Source organism: Streptococcus himalayensis, assembly GCF_001708305.1.
Lineage (GTDB): Bacteria > Bacillota > Bacilli > Lactobacillales > Streptococcaceae > Streptococcus > Streptococcus himalayensis.
Genome location: NZ_CP016953.1, coordinates 75001 through 91331, shown reverse-complemented (window position 1 = coordinate 91331; position 16331 = coordinate 75001). Strand labels below are relative to the sequence as shown.

The window sequence follows — 16331 nt, the reverse complement described above, 5'->3', positions numbered from 1 at the left end:
CCTCAAAATAAGGCTTTTTTAGTTCTATCTTTATCGCGACCGTTGTTTGCCAGCATTGCGATTTTTTTTCTTGTGTTTTTTAGGCTTGGTTTCAATAGCAGTATCCATCTGCGGAGTGACATCTTTTCTAGAGTTAGCCTGTTTCATGGCTTTAGGTGGATTTTTCTCGAATTCTTCTGCTACTTGCTTTTTCATCTTAGGTCGAACAAGGAAATTCACCACTACTTGTTGGATAATTTGGATCAGACCTCCGACAACCCAGTAGAGCGTTAAGCCGGCAGGAGAAGAGAAGGAGAAGATGAGCATCATGATAGGGGTCATGTAGGCTGTCTTTTTCATCATTTCTTTTTGACTTTCGTCTATTCCAACGAGCATCAGCATCGATTGTAGATAATAAAGAATTCCAACGATGACAGTTAAAAGGATACTTGGATTACCAAGGTGAATTCCTAAGAAATTGCTCTCAGCAACGCCTGGTGTGTAACGAACAGCTGCAAAAAGTCCGAGGAAGAACGGCATTTGAATCAAGACTGGCAAGCAACCAACGCCACCAAAGACGCTAACCCCGTTCTCCTTTTGAGCAGCCATGAGGGCTTGCTGTGCGACTAGTTTTTCTTCTTGGGTTTGGGCATTCTTGAGACGGTCTTGGAAGGGCTCTAAAATAGGCTTGAGGTAATTCATCTTTTCAGACTGATAAGCAGCTTTCCAAGATTGATAAATCCCAAGTGGGAAGATAATCAAGCGAACGATAATTGTCACTAAGATAATGGCAATCCCAAAGCCTAGAGCCTGGTTATTAGCAAAGTAGTCAATTCCCCAACTCATAGGTTTTCCAAAGAAATCCCAGAAAATACCATAGGGTTGCCCGCTTTTATCAACAGGGACACAGCCTGTCAGAAAGAGAACCGAGACAAAGCTCAGCCCTGCAAATAGAATACGATTGATTTTTTTCACGTCAGTCTTTCCTTTTTCTAAAAGTTATACCTATCTATTCTACTTCTTTTTTAGAAAATACACAATAGTTCTATAGACCTAATTTGCAATTTTAAAATCTTTGTAGGATTCAAAGTTCGCAAGGGTAACGTCCAAATAGGTGACTTTGGAAAAAGGAGTAGGTCCTTTTCTGATTTCTTGGATAAATTTTGCCATGAGAGGTGAATCCTTACTTTCAGCTAAAATTTCTACGGTACCGTCCTCCCTGTTCCAGACACGTCCCGTAATGCCTCCGATTTCTGTCGCCAGGGCATAGACCCCCCAACGAAATCCAACACCCTGCACTCGACCTTGGGCAATCATTCTGACTTTTTGCATGTGTAACTCCTTTTTGTGTTATAATGGTTCTATGACTATTATAACCTCAAAAGCCAATCAAGTGGTGAAAAATACCAAAAAATTACTTCAAAAAAAATATCGCAAAGATTCCTATCTGATTGAAGGCTGGCATTTGTTTGAAGAAGCTGTCAAGGCGGACGCGGAAATCAAGCGTATTTTTGTCTTAGAGGCCTACAAAGAGAGGGTAGAGGATTTCTCTCAGACCATAGTAGTAAGCCCAGAAATTTTGGCAGATTTATCGGATTCAAAAACGCCACAAGGCATTGTGGCTGAAATCGCTTTGGGAAAACAGCTTTTTCCTCAAGAGCTGAGGGGCAAGTACCTGTTTTTAGAAGATGTCCAAGATCCTGGAAATGTCGGAACCATCATTCGAACGGCGGATGCAGCCGGTTTTTCTGGTGTGTTTTTGTCCAAGCATTCAGCAGATCTCTACAATCTGAAAACCCTTCGGTCCATGCAGGGGAGCCATTTTCATCTGCCGATTTATCGAATAGACAGTCAAGACATTCTGGATTTAGCTAAGCAATCGCAACTACCTATTTTAGCGACGACCTTGACCCATGATTCAGTGGATTACAAGAGCCTTGCTGAAGAGGAATTCCTTCTGGTAATGGGCAATGAAGGGCAGGGGATCAGCTCGATTGTGAAAGAAAGAGCAGATCAGTTGGTCCATATTCCCATGAAGGGACAGGCAGAGAGCTTGAATGTTGCCGTGGCAGCAGGCATTCTCATCTTTACTTTAAGCTAATTTTCAGAAAAGGGCTTATAATAGAAACAAGCAAGGAGGTGGGGGAAATGCCTTACCGAAACGATCGAGACTACCTAGACCATGTTGAGCAGCTAATCCAGCACGAGCGAGTGCAAAAGTTAAAAACCATTCCGCATCACATCTATTCCAATCGGTTGGAGCATTCAATTCATGTCAGCTATACGAGCTACAAGATTGCCAAAAAATTTGGCTGGGATGAAAAGAGTGCAGCTCGTGGTGGGCTTTTGCACGATTTGTTTTATTATGACTGGCGGACGACTAAATTTCAGAAAAGCCATGCTTGGGTTCATCCCAGACTAGCTGTGCGAAATGCTCGCAAGGTGACCGATTTAAATAAAATCGAAGAAGATATTATCATCAAGCATATGTGGGGAGCAACGCTTGCATTTCCTCGGTACAAGGAGTCTTATATTGTGACCATAGTGGATAAGTATTGGGCTGTAAAGGAGGCGATGACTCCATTGCGTCAAAAAGTAAAAACCAAACTGTTTCACCGTAAAATCTTAAAATCATAAGAAAAAAAGGAGAATTCTATGAACCATACCATTATTCAAGAACGAGAAGGAATCAATCAATTTTATGCTAAAATCTATGGATTTGTCGGTTTAGGGATTGGGATTTCGGCCATTGTTGCTGCCCTCATGCTCACGAGCTTAAGCGGTGTTTTACAGGCTGTTTTGTTGGGCAATCGGGTGATTTATTATGGGGCTATTTTCCTAGAGTTGGCTCTTGTCTTTATGGCGTCTAATATGGCTATGAAAAATAGTCCAGCAGCTCTCCCTCTCTTTTTGACGTATTCAGCCCTTAACGGCTTTACCATGAGTTTCATTGTTGCGATGTACACCCAGCAGACAGTTCTGGCTGCTTTTGTCAGCTCAGCTCTTATGTTCTTTGTCATGGCAGGACTTGGCATGATGGTCAAAAAAGATTTGTCTGGTATGGGGCGTGCTCTGACAGGTGCCTTGATTGGGGTATTGCTTGCTAGCTTGGTCAATATCTTTTTACAAAGTAGCGGTTTGAGCTATCTCATTAGCTATATCATGGTGGTAATTTTTGCAGGCTTGATTGCTTGGGATAACCAGAAAATCCGTCTTGTCTATGAGCAAACTAATGGTCAGGCAGGTCTTGGTTGGGTAGTGTCATTGGCCCTCAGTCTCTATCTTGACTTTGTCAATCTCTTTCTCAGTATCTTACGGATTTTGGGAAGAAATGATTAGAAATAAAATGTAGGATTGGGTCTTGAAACTCAATCCTTGTTTTTTCCTGAAACAATTTTGAAAAAGATGGTGTAGAGGCTTGTTCAGCGAGACAGGAGGAGGTGCTTATTTTTTTGTTTATCTGCAAGATTTTTGTATTTTTGGTCATCATTGGCTGTTTGATTTTGGTAGAGCCTAGAAAAAAGGTGCGTAATTAGCTTTTATTTATCAGTGGCTATTTATTTCAATCCTTGGCTTCCAAAAGCTAGTGCTCGTCAAAAATCAAAATCTGACGTTGGTAACTCACCTTCTACAATTCTCAATTGAACCTAGTCATATTTTGATTTTGATAGAGTAAAAAAGGAAAGGAGAGAGTGAATTTTTGTTCAACTCTCTTTTCAGCTACCCATATTTTATGCTATACTTATAGAACATGTTAGAGAAAAGAAAGTGAGTTAAGCTATGAAAGAACCATTTGTGACCCGAGAGCAATTAGAAACCATTACTCAGCAATTTCCAACGCCTTTTCATTTGTATGATGAAAAAGGAATTCGAGAAACGGCACGTGCCCTTCACCAAGCCTTTGCTTGGAACGAAGGTTTCAAAGAATATTTTGCCGTGAAAGCTACGCCAACACCAGCCATTTTGAAAATTTTGCAAGAAGAAGGATGTGGTGTGGATTGTGCCAGCTATGTTGAGCTGTTGATGAGCCATAAACTGGGTTTTTCAGGCAGTGATATCATGTTTTCTTCTAACAATACGCCTTTGTCAGAGTATGTTTATGCACGAGAGATTGGGGCGACTATTAACCTAGATGCCTACGAAGATTTAGCAGGATTAAAAGCAAGTGCAGGTATTCCAGAAGTGATTTCTTGCCGCTATAATCCAGGTGGGACTTTTGAGTTAGGGACGGACATTATGGACCATCCAGAAGAGTCCAAGTTTGGAATGACCAAGGAGCAGCTAATTCAAGCCTTTACGGAGTTAAAAGAATTGGGGGCTAAGAAGTTTGGCATTCATGCCTTTCTAGCTTCGAATACCGTAACCAATGATTACTACCCAGAGCTAGCACGTCAGTTGTTTGAATTGGCAGTCGAAGTGGTGGAAAAGACGGGTGTGGACTTGGACTTTATCAATCTCTCAGGTGGGATTGGTATCAATTATCGTCCAGAAGAAAAGGCCAATGATATCTTGGCGATTGGTGCTGGGGTGAAAAAGGTCTATGAGGAAGTCTTGTCTCCTGCTGGTTTAGGGCAGGTGAAGATTTTTACAGAATTAGGTCGGTTTATGTTGGCACCACACGGCCTTCTTGTCACCAAGGTGCTTCACAAGAAAGAAACGTATCGAACCTATATCGGCGTGGATGCCTCAGCAGTCAATCTCATGCGTCCGTCTATGTATGGGGCTTATCATCACATCACCAATATGGATAATCCAGACGGTGAAGCAAGGATTGTCGATATTGTCGGCAGTCTTTGCGAAAACAATGATAAATTTGCTGTTAACCGTGAGTTACCAGAAACCAAGATTGGCGATACCTTGGTGATTCACGATACAGGAGCACATGGCTATTCTATGGGCTATCAGTACAATGCCAAACTTCGGTCGGCAGAAATTCTCCTGCAAGAAGATGGCTCTAGTCGCTTGATTCGCCGGAAAGAGGAACCAGAAGATTACTTTGCGACTTTGTATGGATTTGATTTTGAAAAATAAAGGATTCATGGTATAATAAAGGGTAATGTAAAATAGAGGGAGAACGATGATGAATATTGGTTTAGCTATTTTCTTAATAGTATTGGCATTCTTTGGAGGTATCCTAGCTGGAATGTATTTGGTTCGCAAGCAACTAGAAAAGGAATTTGCGGATAATCCACGCCTAAATGTAGATGCTGTGCGTATGATGTTGTCTGCTAGTGGCCAAAAGCCAAGCGAGGCAAAAGTTCAACAAGTTTACCATCAAATTAAAAAGCAACAAAAAGCAGCCTTGCAAAAAGGGAAAAAATAAGAACAGTTGCTTGTCAAATGAGGTTATAGACCTCTTATAAAACAGTAGGGATTTGGGATGAATACTCAAGAAAATCAAAACAGATGAGGCGAGAAGATCAAGGATAAACGAGATGTTATACTTGGCAAAGCCCGAAGGATTGGTTTGAAGTTCAGGAGTAGAAGACCGGTCCCTTCTTTAGAAGGAAGAGCATATGGATAATCGACCAATTGGTTTTTTAGATTCTGGTGTGGGTGGTTTGACAGTAGTTCGTGAATTGATGCGTCAACTTCCTCATGAAGAAGTTATCTATATCGGCGATTCGGCGCGTGCTCCGTATGGTCCTAGACCAGCTGAGCAAATTCGAGATTATACTTGGGAGTTAGTCCGTTTTCTTTTGACCAAAGATGTTAAGATGATTGTCATTGCCTGCAATACAGCTACGGCAGTCGCTTGGGAAGAAATCAAGGCAGAGCTTTCCATTCCAGTTTTGGGAGTGATTTTGCCAGGGGCTAGCGCCGCGATAAAATCGACCACCAATGGAAATATTGGGGTGATAGGAACACCCATGACAGTCAGTTCTGATACGTATCGGCAAAAGATTGAAAATTTATCACCTGAGATGAAGGTGACCAGTCTGGCTTGTCCCAAATTTGTTCCTCTTGTGGAGTCTAATGAATTAACTTCCAGTGTGACGAAAAAGGTAGTCTATGAGAGCCTAGCTCCTTTGAAAGGTCAGGTAGACACGCTGGTATTAGGCTGTACCCATTATCCACTTTTGCGTCCCATTATTCAGAATGTCATGGGCCCAGATGTCAAGTTGATTGACAGTGGTGCGGAATGTGTGCGGGATATTTCAGTTCTCCTCAATTATTTTGAAATCCATCATAGCAGGCAGGAGAGGGATTTGCACCATACCTTTTACACAACGGCCAATGCGAAGAGCTTTGCAGATATTGCGACAGCTTGGCTGGGAGCGGAGCTGAATGTGGAGCATATTGAGCTCTGACAGAAGATGTTTTGAAATGTAAAGACGAAGTAGGCTAGCATATTAGGGAAATGACCGCAGCGACGATTGTCTTGTCCAACTAGACCGTTGAGCTATTATAATCCGTATGAAGCAAGATCCGAAAAGCACGCGAGAGCTAGATAGAAATGGAGCATAGAAAAGATGACAGGAAAAATCTACGAATACAAGGATGACCAAGACTGGTATGTTGGCAATTGGCAGGGCCATAATTTCATAGTGGGAATGGGTGAAATAGCAGCTCACGATTTATTGCCTGGATTTTCCTCTATCGTAGAGGGAGAGCTGGAGCCCTACTCAGAGGAAGCCTGGAATCAAGGTGGGTATGATGTGCATATTATCCGCTATTCTTCCATGTTCCGTCTGGTGACCTTTATTGTTGAAATCATCAATGAGAATATGAATCGCAACATTGAGGTTTTGCAGCGCCAAGGGGCGATTTTGGTGGCTGAAGATGGTCGTTTGCTCTATGTACATGTGCCTAAGGGGGGCGTTGTATTGCAGGATTTTTTGGGCCAAGAAAAAGTCCGTGACACGCTTTTGATTGCGACTCGAAATGAAGGCAAGACAGCAGAATTTCGCAAAATGTTTGACAAACTAGGACTGGATGTGGAAAATCTAAATGACTATCCTGACCTTCCTGATGTAGCAGAGACAGGCATGACTTTTGAAGAAAATGCCCGTTTAAAGGCAGAAACGATTGCAAAACTTACCGGCAAAATGGTTCTGGCAGATGATTCAGGGCTGAAAGTCGATGTTTTAGGTGGACTGCCAGGGGTTTGGTCCGCTCGTTTTGCAGGAAATAATGCGACTGATGCCGAAAACAATGCCAAACTTCGCCATGAATTGGCCATGGTATTTGATAAGAAAAATCGTTCGGCTCAGTTCCATACGACCTTGGTAGTGGCTAGTCCTGATAGGGACAGCCTCGTTGTTGAAGCAGACTGGGAGGGCTATATTGCCTTTGAGCCAAAGGGTGAAAATGGCTTTGGCTATGACTCGCTCTTTTTAATCGGAGAAAGCGAGCAAACGGCAGCTGAACTTAGTCTTGAAGAAAAAAATGAGCAATCCCATCGTGCGAAGGCAGTTAAAAAATTAGTGGAGGTATTTCCAGCATGGCAAAGCAAACCATCATTGTAATGAGTGATTCTCACGGTGATCGTGCCGTGGTTGAGGAAATTAAGCAGCAGTATGTGGGAAAAGTAGATGCTATTTTCCATAATGGCGATTCGGAATTGGCGAGTGATGATCCTGTCTGGGATGGGATTAGGGTCGTAGCAGGCAACATGGACTTTTATGGAGGCTATGAGGATCGTTTGGTAACTCTTGTAGGAGAGACTCGCATTATCCAGACTCATGGACATTTACAAATGATTAACTTTGGCTTCCAAAAACTTGATTTTTGGGCACAGGAGGAGCAGGCAGATATCTGTCTTTACGGACATCTTCATGTGCCAGATGCTTGGATGGAAGGCAAGACCCTCTTTTTAAATCCGGGCTCTGTCAGCCAGCCACGTGGGGCAATCAATGAACGTCTCTATGCCAAGGTGGAAATTACAGCCGAGGCTTACAAGGTGGATTTTTACACAAGGGATCACCAACTCTACCCGAGCCTGTCAAAGGAGTTTTCTCGATGATTGATAAAGCATTTGAACGCTATTTATTGGAGCAGAAAGAGACATTTTTGACTCCAGCAGATAATTTGGCAGTCTTGATTGATACCCATAATGTGGACCATGCAATCTTGTTGTTGAGCCAGATTACCTATTCACGAGTACCTGTTATCACAGCAGATAAAGAATTTGTAGGGACGATTTCTCTCACAGATATTTTAGCTTATCAAATGCAGCAGTACATTCCTGATGAGGTGTTTCTTCGGACAGACATTGTAGCGATTGTGGAGAAAAATCGAGCAACAGTGGGCTTGGATTTCACAGTGACAGAGGTTCTTCACAAGCTAGTGGATGAATCCTTCTTGCCTGTTGTCGATGAGAAGCATCGCTTCCAAGGAATTATCACGCGAAAATCCATCCTCAAAGCCATCAATGCCCTTCTCCATAATTTTACAAGTGAGTATGACATCGTTGCCAAATGAAAGAAGAAATTCGTCTCTTTTTAGAGCAAAAACGACTATCCAGCAATTCTCGTTCTGCCTATACCTATGATTTAGAGCAATTATTGACTTTAACCCAGGAGAAAATCACGGAGACTAGTCTACGGATTTATAAGGCTTCTCTTGCAGAGTTTAAGCCAGCAGTGCAACGAAGAAAGCTCTCTGCGGTCAATCAGTTTTTGTACTATCTTTACGACAAACGTTTACTAGCAGACTATTACCATTTAGATGTGCCAAGAGCAAGTGCTCCTCAAAAAAAAGAGCCAGACTTGTTGGACTTGTCTATTTTTTGGGAAGATAGCGAGAATAGAAGTGGTCAGCTAATTGCCCTGATGATTATGGAATTGGGACTTCTTCCCAGTGAAATTTTGGCCTTAAAAGTGGAGCAGATTCATTTGGATTTTCAGATTATTCGACTTGAAAAAGCTGGTCAGCGTCGAATTATTGAGATTCCAGATTCCTTGGTGAACATCTTGAAAGAGTGGATGACAGGGACCTACCTTTTTGAAAAAAGTGGAAAAGCCTATTCACGCCAGTGGGGCTTTCGCCAGCTAGAGGCTTTCTTGGCAGAAAAAGGACAGCCTACATTGTCTGCCCAGAGTCTGCGTGAGCAGTACATTCTCCGCCAGCGAGAGAAGGGGGTGGATTTGCCCCAAATCGCCAAAAGTTTGGGACTAAAAACCATGGTGACCTTAGAAAAGTATAGATAATGGATATAAAAATTAAGGACTTTGAGGGTCCCTTGGACCTTTTGCTCCATCTGGTATCCAAGTACCAGATGGATATTTATGATGTGCCGATTACTGAGGTCATTGAACAGTATCTCGCCTATGTATCAACTCTGCAAGCCATGAAGTTAGAAGTAACCGGCGAGTATATGGTCATGGCTAGTCAGCTTATGCTAATCAAAAGCCGCAAACTATTGCCCAAGATGGTAGACAAGGTGGACGTCGAGGATGATCTGGAGCAAGACCTCCTATCTCAAATCGAGGAATATCGAAAATTCAAACTTTTGGGAGAAAAATTAGCAGACCAACATGAAAAAAGGGCTCAGTTTTATTCCAAGCCTCGTTTGGAATTGGTTTATGAAGATGCAGAACTCCTCCATGACAAGACAACGATTGATCTCTTTCTCGCTTTTTCCAAGCTGATGACAAAAAAACGCGAGGAATTCAAGCAGAGTCATACAACGATTGTTCGGGAAGAGTACAAGATTGAGGATCTCATGGACGTGGTGAGGAGTCGTTGCCAGTCGGACAGACGCTTACTTCTTCAAGATTTGTTCACAGAAGCAAGGGACATCCATGAAGTCATTACCCTCTTTTTAGCCACCTTGGAACTCATCAAGGTGCAGGAAATCTTGGTGCTTCAGGATGACAATTTTGGAAATATTTATCTAGTAGGAAAAGAATATGAGTAAATTAGCAGAGCTTGAGGCACTTTTATTTGTAGCTGGTGAAGAAGGTCTAAAGGCTAGGCAATTGGCAGAGCTACTCTCCATTCCTCCAACAGGGGTGGTGCAGAGCCTAGAAAAATTGCAGGAAAAATATCAGCAGGATGAACATTCTTGTTTAGAACTCCTTGAAACCTCGAACACCTATAAATTAGTAACGAAGAAGGTTTTTGCGGATATTTTACGAGAGTATTCCAAAGCACCGATCAATCAGAGTTTGTCACGTGCAGCCCTTGAAACCCTGTCGATTATTGCCTATAAACAACCTATCACCCGCATAGAAATCGATGAGATTCGAGGAGTGAATTCAAGCGGTGCTATTAGTAAACTCCTTGCCTTTGACTTGATTCAAGAAGCTGGGAAAAAGGAAGTTATCGGACGGCCCAATTTATATGCGACAACGGATTATTTCCTAGATTATATGGGAATCAATCATATTGAAGAATTACCAGTCGTGGAAATGCTCGATGTGGTGACAGAAGAGAGTCAACTCTTTGCTGAAAGGATAGAAGAAGATGAGAATCAATAAATACATTGCCCATGCAGGCATAGCTAGCCGTAGAAAGGCAGAAGAGCTGATTAAGCAAGGCTTAGTGAGCATTAACGGTCAAATCGTTCGCGAGTTAGCGACAACTGTCAAGTCAGGCGACAAGGTTGAAGTCAGCGGTCAGCCGATTTACAATGAAGAAAAGGTTTATTACTTACTCAATAAGCCACGCGGAGTGATTTCAAGCGTGAGTGATGATAAGGGAAGAAAGACGGTGGTGGATTTACTTCCCCATGTGTCAGAGAGGATTTACCCCGTGGGGCGTCTGGATTGGGATACATCTGGGGTCTTGATTTTGACGAATGATGGGGATTTTACCGATGAGATGATTCATCCCCGCAATGAGATTGACAAGGTTTATGTGGCACGTGTCAAAGGCATTGCCAATAAGGAAGTCTTACGTCCCTTGACACGTGGAGTGGCGATTGATGGCAAGAAAACCAAGCCAGCTGTTTATGAGATTTTAAAGGTCGATTCGGTTAAAAATCGCTCTGTTGTCCAATTAACCATTCATGAGGGGCGCAATCATCAAGTTAAGAAAATGTTTGAGACAGTGGGGCTTGAAGTGGACAAACTATCTCGGACCAAGTTTGGCCATCTGGACTTGACAGGACTACGACCAGGTGAAGCTAGACGTCTCAATAAAAAAGAAGTTAGTCAGCTCCATACCCTTGCTGTGACAAAGAAAAAATGATTCGGAGACTATTGATTGCCCCTGTGCGCTTTTACCAAGCTTTTATCTCCCCCTTGTTTCCTCCATCATGCCGCTATCAACCGACCTGTTCGACCTATATGATTCAAGCGATTGAAAAGCATGGGCTAAAAGGCCTTCTTATGGGCTTGGCACGGATTAGTCGCTGTCATCCATGGAGCGAAACTGGCGAGGATCCTGTGCCAGACCACTTTAGTTTAAAAGCGAATCGGAAATGAAATGCGGCACAAAATAGACTGGGTCAGCTACTATAAATGGCTTGCCCAGTCTATTTTTGTATTATGGCTTCGAGCCAATTTTTCTCGAAGATAAACATGAGAAAATTGTTCTTTATTTGTGAGTAAGAGAAAGATGACATTGCTTTTGATTCTCGAGTGTAAGAGAATAGGAGGGAGCATTTTGGTGGAGAATTTAGAGCAAGATAAAAGCTCGTTGAGACTAGCAATAGTCAAGTGATAGACGCATAACCGGAACAAGGTTTAGCAAGCATCTTTAGAAGATGCTGTAGATGAACGGCTTATAGCCGTGTATAAGTCCCTCTGTTTTCATGGGTGGTTGTGACTGTAGAAAAGACTCTGGCAATTTGTTAGAAAGTATGCACATGATATAACTACTAGAGTATAAATAGAATTTTCATACCTCAACAATATCTAAATTTTACAAAAAAGACTACACAAGCTAATGCAAATATGCTACAATGAAAGCGGAAACAAAAAAAGCACCGAATCGGTGCACCCTTCTTGTGAAGGTGAATACGGACAAAGCCTTATTTTAACACGCTGTGCTGTTTTGGATAGTTCCACATTGGGCACCATCTTGCAGAGAGCTTCAAATACGAAACAATCTCCCTAACTGTTCTCTCAGAAATTTGATGGAGCTAAATCAACAGCCATCATTCTGAGTTTATTGGAAACAGCCAAGCGACACAGCCTTGATTCGGAGAAATATATGACCTATCTTCTGGAACATCTTCCAAACGAGGAGTCACTCGCAAAAAAGGAGGTTCTAGAGACTTATTTACCGCGGGCGGAACAAATTCAGAACAACTGCAAATTGAAGAAGTTCCAGAGTCAAGCAAGACTTTGGAACTTTTTCAATATACCTCGTTATGGAGCGGTTACGATTGTTTGGATGTAAACTACCTGTGTTCTATGTCTATTCATCTTATTTACTGGAAATGTATCTTATTTACCTCACTTAGCTTGCTCGATTTTATAGAACAAATAAATAATCATAGATAAGACAGCTATTTTTGAACTTACATGCGTATTAGACTAGTTTTCTGAACTGCCCCAAAGTGTGCCTGAAGTGTATAACTTTGTCTACGTGCATGTCCTTAGGGGGAGTTTAAGGAACAGAAGAGGGCAAAACCCCTAAAGCGCTCCATAGGATGCTATACTGATTTCACAGAATAAGAAAGTGAGACAGAAAATGATGGATCAGTTTGAAGCTATGTATGCCAAAGTCAGAGGAATAGTCCTACGATGCCGAAAAGACTACTATGTCCAGTTGTGGGAACAAGAAGATTGGGAACAAGAAGGGATGCTCGTGTTGTATCAGTTACTCAAGCAACATCCTGAGTTAGGGGAAGAGAAATTGTATGTCTACTATAAAACAAAGTTTCGCAACCACGTGCTAGATGTTATCCGCAAACAAGAAAGCCAAAAACGAAAATTAAACAGAATGGCCTATGAAGAAGTAAGCGAGATAGGACATAAGTTAACCCAAGGAGGGTTACTACCAGATGATCAGTATCTATTACAGGCAGAGTTGACTCGGTATCGCTCCAGCCTCAGTCAAGCCTCACAAGAAAGATACGATCGCCTCATAGCCGATGAACGCTTCAAGGGGCGCCGGGAACTCCTACGAGAGTTACGAGAGTACCTATCGGATTGGGAGTAGGCAGTAGAGATGAAAGGAGAAGAAGAAATGAAAAGATACGACAAACACGCAGGGAGCTATTTAGGCTATTATTACAAAAGCGGCTTACACTTACGGATGGATTATAGAAGTTATCGAGCCTATATTGAAAAGATTATTGAAATCAGTCTCCAAGAAGAAGAAAGGTAAGGGGGTGATGGGGAAGTTGTTTTAGAGGGAGAATTAGAATTAATGGAAGAAAAGAATGAAAAAAAGTTCAAAAAAAACAAAAAAAAAAGAAAAAAAGTGTTGACAAAGGGATGGATAGGTGATATACTAAGATAGTTGTCGCGAGAGAGCGACAAAGACCTTTGAAAACTGAACAAGACGAACCAATGTGCAGGGCGACTGAGCGAAAGCTTAGTCAGTCAAACACAAGAAACAATAAATCTGTCGGTGGACAGAATGAGTGAAGAGCTCAAACTTTTAAATGAGAGTTTGATCCTGGCTCAGGACGAACGCTGGCGGCGTGCCTAATACATGCAAGTAGAACGCTGAAGCTTGGTGCTTGCACCGAGCGGAGGAGTTGCGAACGGGTGAGTAACGCGTAGGTAACCTGCCTGGTAGCGGGGGATAACTATTGGAAACGATAGCTAATACCGCATAATAGTGCTTACTGCATGGTAAGCATTTGAAAGATGCAATTGCATCACTACCAGATGGACCTGCGTTGTATTAGCTAGTTGGTGAGGTAAAGGCTCACCAAGGCGACGATACATAGCCGACCTGAGAGGGTGATCGGCCACACTGGGACTGAGACACGGCCCAGACTCCTACGGGAGGCAGCAGTAGGGAATCTTCGGCAATGGGGGCAACCCTGACCGAGCAACGCCGCGTGAGTGAAGAAGGTTTTCGGATCGTAAAGCTCTGTTGTAAGAGAAGAACAGCGATGGGAGTGGAAAATCCATTGTATGACGGTATCTTACCAGAAAGGGACGGCTAACTACGTGCCAGCAGCCGCGGTAATACGTAGGTCCCGAGCGTTGTCCGGATTTATTGGGCGTAAAGCGAGCGCAGGCGGTTAGATAAGTCTGAAGTTAAAGGCTGTGGCTTAACCATAGTACGCTTTGGAAACTGTTTAACTTGAGTGCAGAAGGGGAGAGTGGAATTCCATGTGTAGCGGTGAAATGCGTAGATATATGGAGGAACACCGGTGGCGAAAGCGGCTCTCTGGTCTGTAACTGACGCTGAGGCTCGAAAGCGTGGGGAGCGAACAGGATTAGATACCCTGGTAGTCCACGCCGTAAACGATGAGTGCTAGGTGTTGGGTCCTTTCCGGGACTCAGTGCCGCAGCTAACGCATTAAGCACTCCGCCTGGGGAGTACGACCGCAAGGTTGAAACTCAAAGGAATTGACGGGGGCCCGCACAAGCGGTGGAGCATGTGGTTTAATTCGAAGCAACGCGAAGAACCTTACCAGGTCTTGACATCCCTCTGACCGCTCTAGAGATAGAGTTTTCCTTCGGGACAGAGGTGACAGGTGGTGCATGGTTGTCGTCAGCTCGTGTCGTGAGATGTTGGGTTAAGTCCCGCAACGAGCGCAACCCTTATTGTTAGTTGCCATCATTTAGTTGGGCACTCTAGCGAGACTGCCGGTAATAAACCGGAGGAAGGTGGGGATGACGTCAAATCATCATGCCCCTTATGACCTGGGCTACACACGTGCTACAATGGCTGGTACAACGAGTCGCAAGTCGGTGACGGCAAGCTAATCTCTTAAAGCCAGTCTCAGTTCGGATTGTAGGCTGCAACTCGCCTACATGAAGTCGGAATCGCTAGTAATCGCGGATCAGCACGCCGCGGTGAATACGTTCCCGGGCCTTGTACACACCGCCCGTCACACCACGAGAGTTTGTAACACCCGAAGTCGGTGAGGTAACCGTAAGGAGCCAGCCGCCTAAGGTGGGATAGATGATTGGGGTGAAGTCGTAACAAGGTAGCCGTATCGGAAGGTGCGGCTGGATCACCTCCTTTCTAAGGAAAAGGAACTGCATATTGGTCGTCATGTTTAGTTTTGAGAGGTCTTGTGGGGCCTTAGCTCAGCTGGGAGAGCGCCTGCTTTGCACGCAGGAGGTCAGCGGTTCGATCCCGCTAGGCTCCATACAACTGGAGACAGTTGTAGAGATTTGCACATTGAAAATTGAATATCTATATCAAATAGTAACAAGAAAATAAACCGAAAACGCTGTGAATTAATGAGTTTTCTAATTTGAAAGAATTAGGTTAAGAAATAAGGTTAAGTTAATAAGGGCGCACGGTGGATGCCTTGGCACTAGGAGCCGAAGAAGGACGTGACTAACGACGAAATTCCTTGGGGAGCTGTAAGTAAGCGAAGATCCAGGGGTGTCCGAATGGGGGAACCCAACATGTAATGCATGTTATCCATGACTGTTAAGGTCATGCGAAGGAAGACGCAGTGAACTGAAACATCTAAGTAGCTGCAGGAAGAGAAAGCAAAAGCGATTGCCTGAGTAGCGGCGAGCGAAACGGCAGGAGGGCAAACCGAAGAGTTTACTCTTCGGGGTTGTAGGACTGCAATGTGGACTCAGATTTTGTAGAAGAATCTACTGGGAAGTAGAGCCAAAGAGAGTAAGAGCCTCGTATTCGAAACAGAGTCTGTACCTAGCAGAATCCTGAGTACGGCGGGACACGCGAAATCCCGTCGGAATCTGGGAGGACCATCTCCCAACCCTAAATACTCCCTAGTGACCGATAGTGAACCAGTACCGTGAGGGAAAGGTGAAAAGCACCCCGGGAGGGGAGTGAAATAGAACCTGAAACCGTGTGCCTACAACAAGTTCGAGCCCGTTAATGGGTGAGAGCGTGCCTTTTGTAGAATGAACCGGCGAGTTATGATATGATGCGAGGTTAAGTTGAAGAGACGGAGCCGTAGGGAAACCGAGTCTGAATAGGGCGAATTAGTATCATGTTATAGACCCGAAACCATGTGACCTACCCATGAGCAGGTTGAAGGTGCGGTAAAACGCACTGGAGGACCGAACCAGGGCACGTTGAAAAGTGCTTGGATGACTTGTGGGTAGCGGAGAAATTCCAAACGAACTTGGAGATAGCTGGTTCTCTCCGAAATAGCTTTAGGGCTAGCGTCGATGTTAAGTCTCTTGGAGGTAGAGCACTGTTTGGGTGAGGGGTCCATCCCGGATTACCAATCTCAGATAAACTCCGAATGCCAACGAGATATAATCGGCAGTCAGACTGCGAGTGCTAAGATCCGTAGTCGAAAGGGAAACAGCCCAGACCACCAGCTAAGGTCCCAAAAT

At 43.6% G+C, this 16331-nt stretch carries 18 protein-coding genes, 1 tRNA gene, 2 rRNA genes and 1 pseudogene (1 of these 22 running past the window's edge); 20 read left to right on the top strand and 2 right to left on the bottom strand.

Features of this window, described 5'->3' with window-relative positions:
• Nucleotides 1-30 precede the first annotated feature (30 nt).
• Nucleotides 31-954, bottom strand: coding sequence for a membrane protein insertase YidC (yidC, locus tag BFM96_RS00405; protein WP_068988949.1), 924 nt, complete (start codon nt 952-954; stop codon nt 31-33).
• Nucleotides 955-1032: 78 nt separating this feature from the next.
• Nucleotides 1033-1311, bottom strand: a complete 279-nt coding sequence (locus BFM96_RS00400) for an acylphosphatase (protein ID WP_068988946.1) — start codon at nt 1309-1311, stop codon at nt 1033-1035.
• A gap of 31 nt (nt 1312-1342) precedes the next feature.
• On the opposite strand from BFM96_RS00400, the gene BFM96_RS00395 reads away from it, so the two are divergent.
• The 20 genes and pseudogenes from BFM96_RS00395 to BFM96_RS00305 form a co-directional block, all read left to right on the top strand.
• Complete coding sequence (locus tag BFM96_RS00395; protein WP_068988945.1) at nt 1343-2080, top strand: TrmH family RNA methyltransferase; 738 nt, start codon at nt 1343-1345, stop codon at nt 2078-2080.
• Between the two features lie 47 nt (nt 2081-2127).
• Complete coding sequence (locus tag BFM96_RS00390; RefSeq protein ID WP_068988942.1) at nt 2128-2616, top strand: HDIG domain-containing metalloprotein; 489 nt, start codon at nt 2128-2130, stop codon at nt 2614-2616.
• A gap of 18 nt (nt 2617-2634) precedes the next feature.
• A complete protein-coding gene (locus tag BFM96_RS00385; RefSeq protein WP_068988939.1) occupies nt 2635-3318 on the top strand; it encodes a Bax inhibitor-1/YccA family protein in 684 nt (227 codons plus the stop codon).
• A 441-nt stretch (nt 3319-3759) separates the two neighbouring features.
• Entirely contained in the window at nt 3760-5010 is a 1251-nt protein-coding gene (locus BFM96_RS00380) for a diaminopimelate decarboxylase (RefSeq protein WP_068988936.1), read from the top strand.
• Between the two features lie 49 nt (nt 5011-5059).
• Complete coding sequence (locus BFM96_RS00375) at nt 5060-5302, top strand: YneF family protein (RefSeq protein WP_068988933.1); 243 nt, start codon at nt 5060-5062, stop codon at nt 5300-5302.
• A 193-nt stretch (nt 5303-5495) separates the two neighbouring features.
• Nucleotides 5496-6290 (top strand): glutamate racemase, encoded by a 795-nt coding sequence (gene racE, locus BFM96_RS00370; protein WP_068988932.1) that lies wholly within the window; start codon nt 5496-5498, stop codon nt 6288-6290.
• Between the two features lie 162 nt (nt 6291-6452).
• Nucleotides 6453-7448 carry a nucleoside-triphosphate diphosphatase gene (locus tag BFM96_RS00365; RefSeq protein ID WP_068988929.1) on the top strand — a complete coding sequence of 332 codons (996 nt, stop codon included), beginning with the start codon at nt 6453-6455 and terminating at the stop codon, nt 7446-7448.
• On the top strand, nt 7424-7945 hold the full coding sequence (locus tag BFM96_RS00360; RefSeq protein WP_068988926.1) for a metallophosphoesterase: 522 nt from the start codon (nt 7424-7426) through the stop codon (nt 7943-7945). The genes BFM96_RS00365 and BFM96_RS00360 overlap by 25 nt, the downstream gene beginning before the upstream one ends.
• Nucleotides 7942-8403, top strand: coding sequence for a cyclic-di-AMP-binding protein CbpB (gene cbpB / locus BFM96_RS00355; protein WP_068988921.1), 462 nt, complete (start codon nt 7942-7944; stop codon nt 8401-8403). Before BFM96_RS00360 ends, cbpB begins: the two co-directional genes overlap by 4 nt.
• On the top strand, nt 8400-9131 hold the full coding sequence (gene xerD / locus BFM96_RS00350; protein WP_068988918.1) for a site-specific tyrosine recombinase XerD: 732 nt from the start codon (nt 8400-8402) through the stop codon (nt 9129-9131). Before cbpB ends, xerD begins: the two co-directional genes overlap by 4 nt.
• Entirely contained in the window at nt 9131-9841 is a 711-nt protein-coding gene (locus BFM96_RS00345) for a segregation/condensation protein A (RefSeq protein ID WP_068988916.1), read from the top strand. The genes xerD and BFM96_RS00345 overlap by 1 nt, the downstream gene beginning before the upstream one ends.
• Nucleotides 9834-10403 carry an SMC-Scp complex subunit ScpB gene (gene scpB, locus BFM96_RS00340; protein ID WP_068988913.1) on the top strand — a complete coding sequence of 190 codons (570 nt, stop codon included), beginning with the start codon at nt 9834-9836 and terminating at the stop codon, nt 10401-10403. The genes BFM96_RS00345 and scpB overlap by 8 nt, the downstream gene beginning before the upstream one ends.
• Nucleotides 10390-11115: a pseudouridine synthase gene (locus BFM96_RS00335; RefSeq protein ID WP_068988911.1), complete on the top strand. Its 726-nt coding sequence runs from the start codon at nt 10390-10392 to the stop codon at nt 11113-11115. The genes scpB and BFM96_RS00335 overlap by 14 nt, the downstream gene beginning before the upstream one ends.
• Nucleotides 11112-11351 carry a membrane protein insertion efficiency factor YidD gene (yidD, locus tag BFM96_RS00330; protein ID WP_068988909.1) on the top strand — a complete coding sequence of 80 codons (240 nt, stop codon included), beginning with the start codon at nt 11112-11114 and terminating at the stop codon, nt 11349-11351. The genes BFM96_RS00335 and yidD overlap by 4 nt, the downstream gene beginning before the upstream one ends.
• Nucleotides 11352-11985: 634 nt before the next feature.
• A pseudogene (locus BFM96_RS00325) lies at nt 11986-12186 on the top strand (transposase domain-containing protein); the annotation flags it as partial.
• Between the two features lie 378 nt (nt 12187-12564).
• Nucleotides 12565-13035 carry a sigma-70 family RNA polymerase sigma factor gene (locus tag BFM96_RS00320; RefSeq protein ID WP_373283974.1) on the top strand — a complete coding sequence of 157 codons (471 nt, stop codon included), beginning with the start codon at nt 12565-12567 and terminating at the stop codon, nt 13033-13035.
• A gap of 27 nt (nt 13036-13062) precedes the next feature.
• On the top strand, nt 13063-13203 hold the full coding sequence (locus BFM96_RS11175; protein ID WP_188595324.1) for a hypothetical protein: 141 nt from the start codon (nt 13063-13065) through the stop codon (nt 13201-13203).
• Nucleotides 13204-13479: 276 nt separating this feature from the next.
• A 16S ribosomal RNA gene (locus BFM96_RS00315) occupies nt 13480-15027 on the top strand.
• 54 nt (nt 15028-15081) lie between these two features.
• Nucleotides 15082-15154: transfer RNA gene (locus BFM96_RS00310), tRNA-Ala, on the top strand.
• A 133-nt stretch (nt 15155-15287) separates the two neighbouring features.
• A 23S ribosomal RNA gene (locus BFM96_RS00305) occupies nt 15288-16331 on the top strand; it runs 1861 nt beyond the window's last position.
• The 16S and 23S rRNA genes sit together here with 1 tRNA gene alongside, the layout of an rRNA operon.

Bases quoted from the DNA above. Each gene is read 5' to 3' on its own strand.
- BFM96_RS00395 (WP_068988945.1), top strand. From the start codon at position 1,343: ATGACTATTATAACCTCAAAAGCCAATCAAGTGGTGAAAAATACCAAA.
- BFM96_RS00390 (WP_068988942.1), top strand. From the start codon at position 2,128: ATGCCTTACCGAAACGATCGAGACTACCTAGACCATGTTGAGCAGCTA.
- BFM96_RS00345 (WP_068988916.1), top strand. From the start codon at position 9,131: ATGGATATAAAAATTAAGGACTTTGAGGGTCCCTTGGACCTTTTGCTC.
- cbpB (WP_068988921.1), top strand. From the start codon at position 7,942: ATGATTGATAAAGCATTTGAACGCTATTTATTGGAGCAGAAAGAGACA.
- BFM96_RS00400 (WP_068988946.1), bottom strand. From the start codon at position 1,311: ATGCAAAAAGTCAGAATGATTGCCCAAGGTCGAGTGCAGGGTGTTGGA.
- BFM96_RS00365 (WP_068988929.1), top strand. From the start codon at position 6,453: ATGACAGGAAAAATCTACGAATACAAGGATGACCAAGACTGGTATGTT.
- BFM96_RS00380 (WP_068988936.1), top strand. From the start codon at position 3,760: ATGAAAGAACCATTTGTGACCCGAGAGCAATTAGAAACCATTACTCAG.
- yidD (WP_068988909.1), top strand. From the start codon at position 11,112: ATGATTCGGAGACTATTGATTGCCCCTGTGCGCTTTTACCAAGCTTTT.
- BFM96_RS00335 (WP_068988911.1), top strand. From the start codon at position 10,390: ATGAGAATCAATAAATACATTGCCCATGCAGGCATAGCTAGCCGTAGA.
- BFM96_RS11175 (WP_188595324.1), top strand. From the start codon at position 13,063: ATGAAAAGATACGACAAACACGCAGGGAGCTATTTAGGCTATTATTAC.
- BFM96_RS00320 (WP_373283974.1), top strand. From the start codon at position 12,565: ATGATGGATCAGTTTGAAGCTATGTATGCCAAAGTCAGAGGAATAGTC.
- BFM96_RS00360 (WP_068988926.1), top strand. From the start codon at position 7,424: ATGGCAAAGCAAACCATCATTGTAATGAGTGATTCTCACGGTGATCGT.
- BFM96_RS00385 (WP_068988939.1), top strand. From the start codon at position 2,635: ATGAACCATACCATTATTCAAGAACGAGAAGGAATCAATCAATTTTAT.
- BFM96_RS00375 (WP_068988933.1), top strand. From the start codon at position 5,060: ATGAATATTGGTTTAGCTATTTTCTTAATAGTATTGGCATTCTTTGGA.
- xerD (WP_068988918.1), top strand. From the start codon at position 8,400: ATGAAAGAAGAAATTCGTCTCTTTTTAGAGCAAAAACGACTATCCAGC.
- scpB (WP_068988913.1), top strand. From the start codon at position 9,834: ATGAGTAAATTAGCAGAGCTTGAGGCACTTTTATTTGTAGCTGGTGAA.
- racE (WP_068988932.1), top strand. From the start codon at position 5,496: ATGGATAATCGACCAATTGGTTTTTTAGATTCTGGTGTGGGTGGTTTG.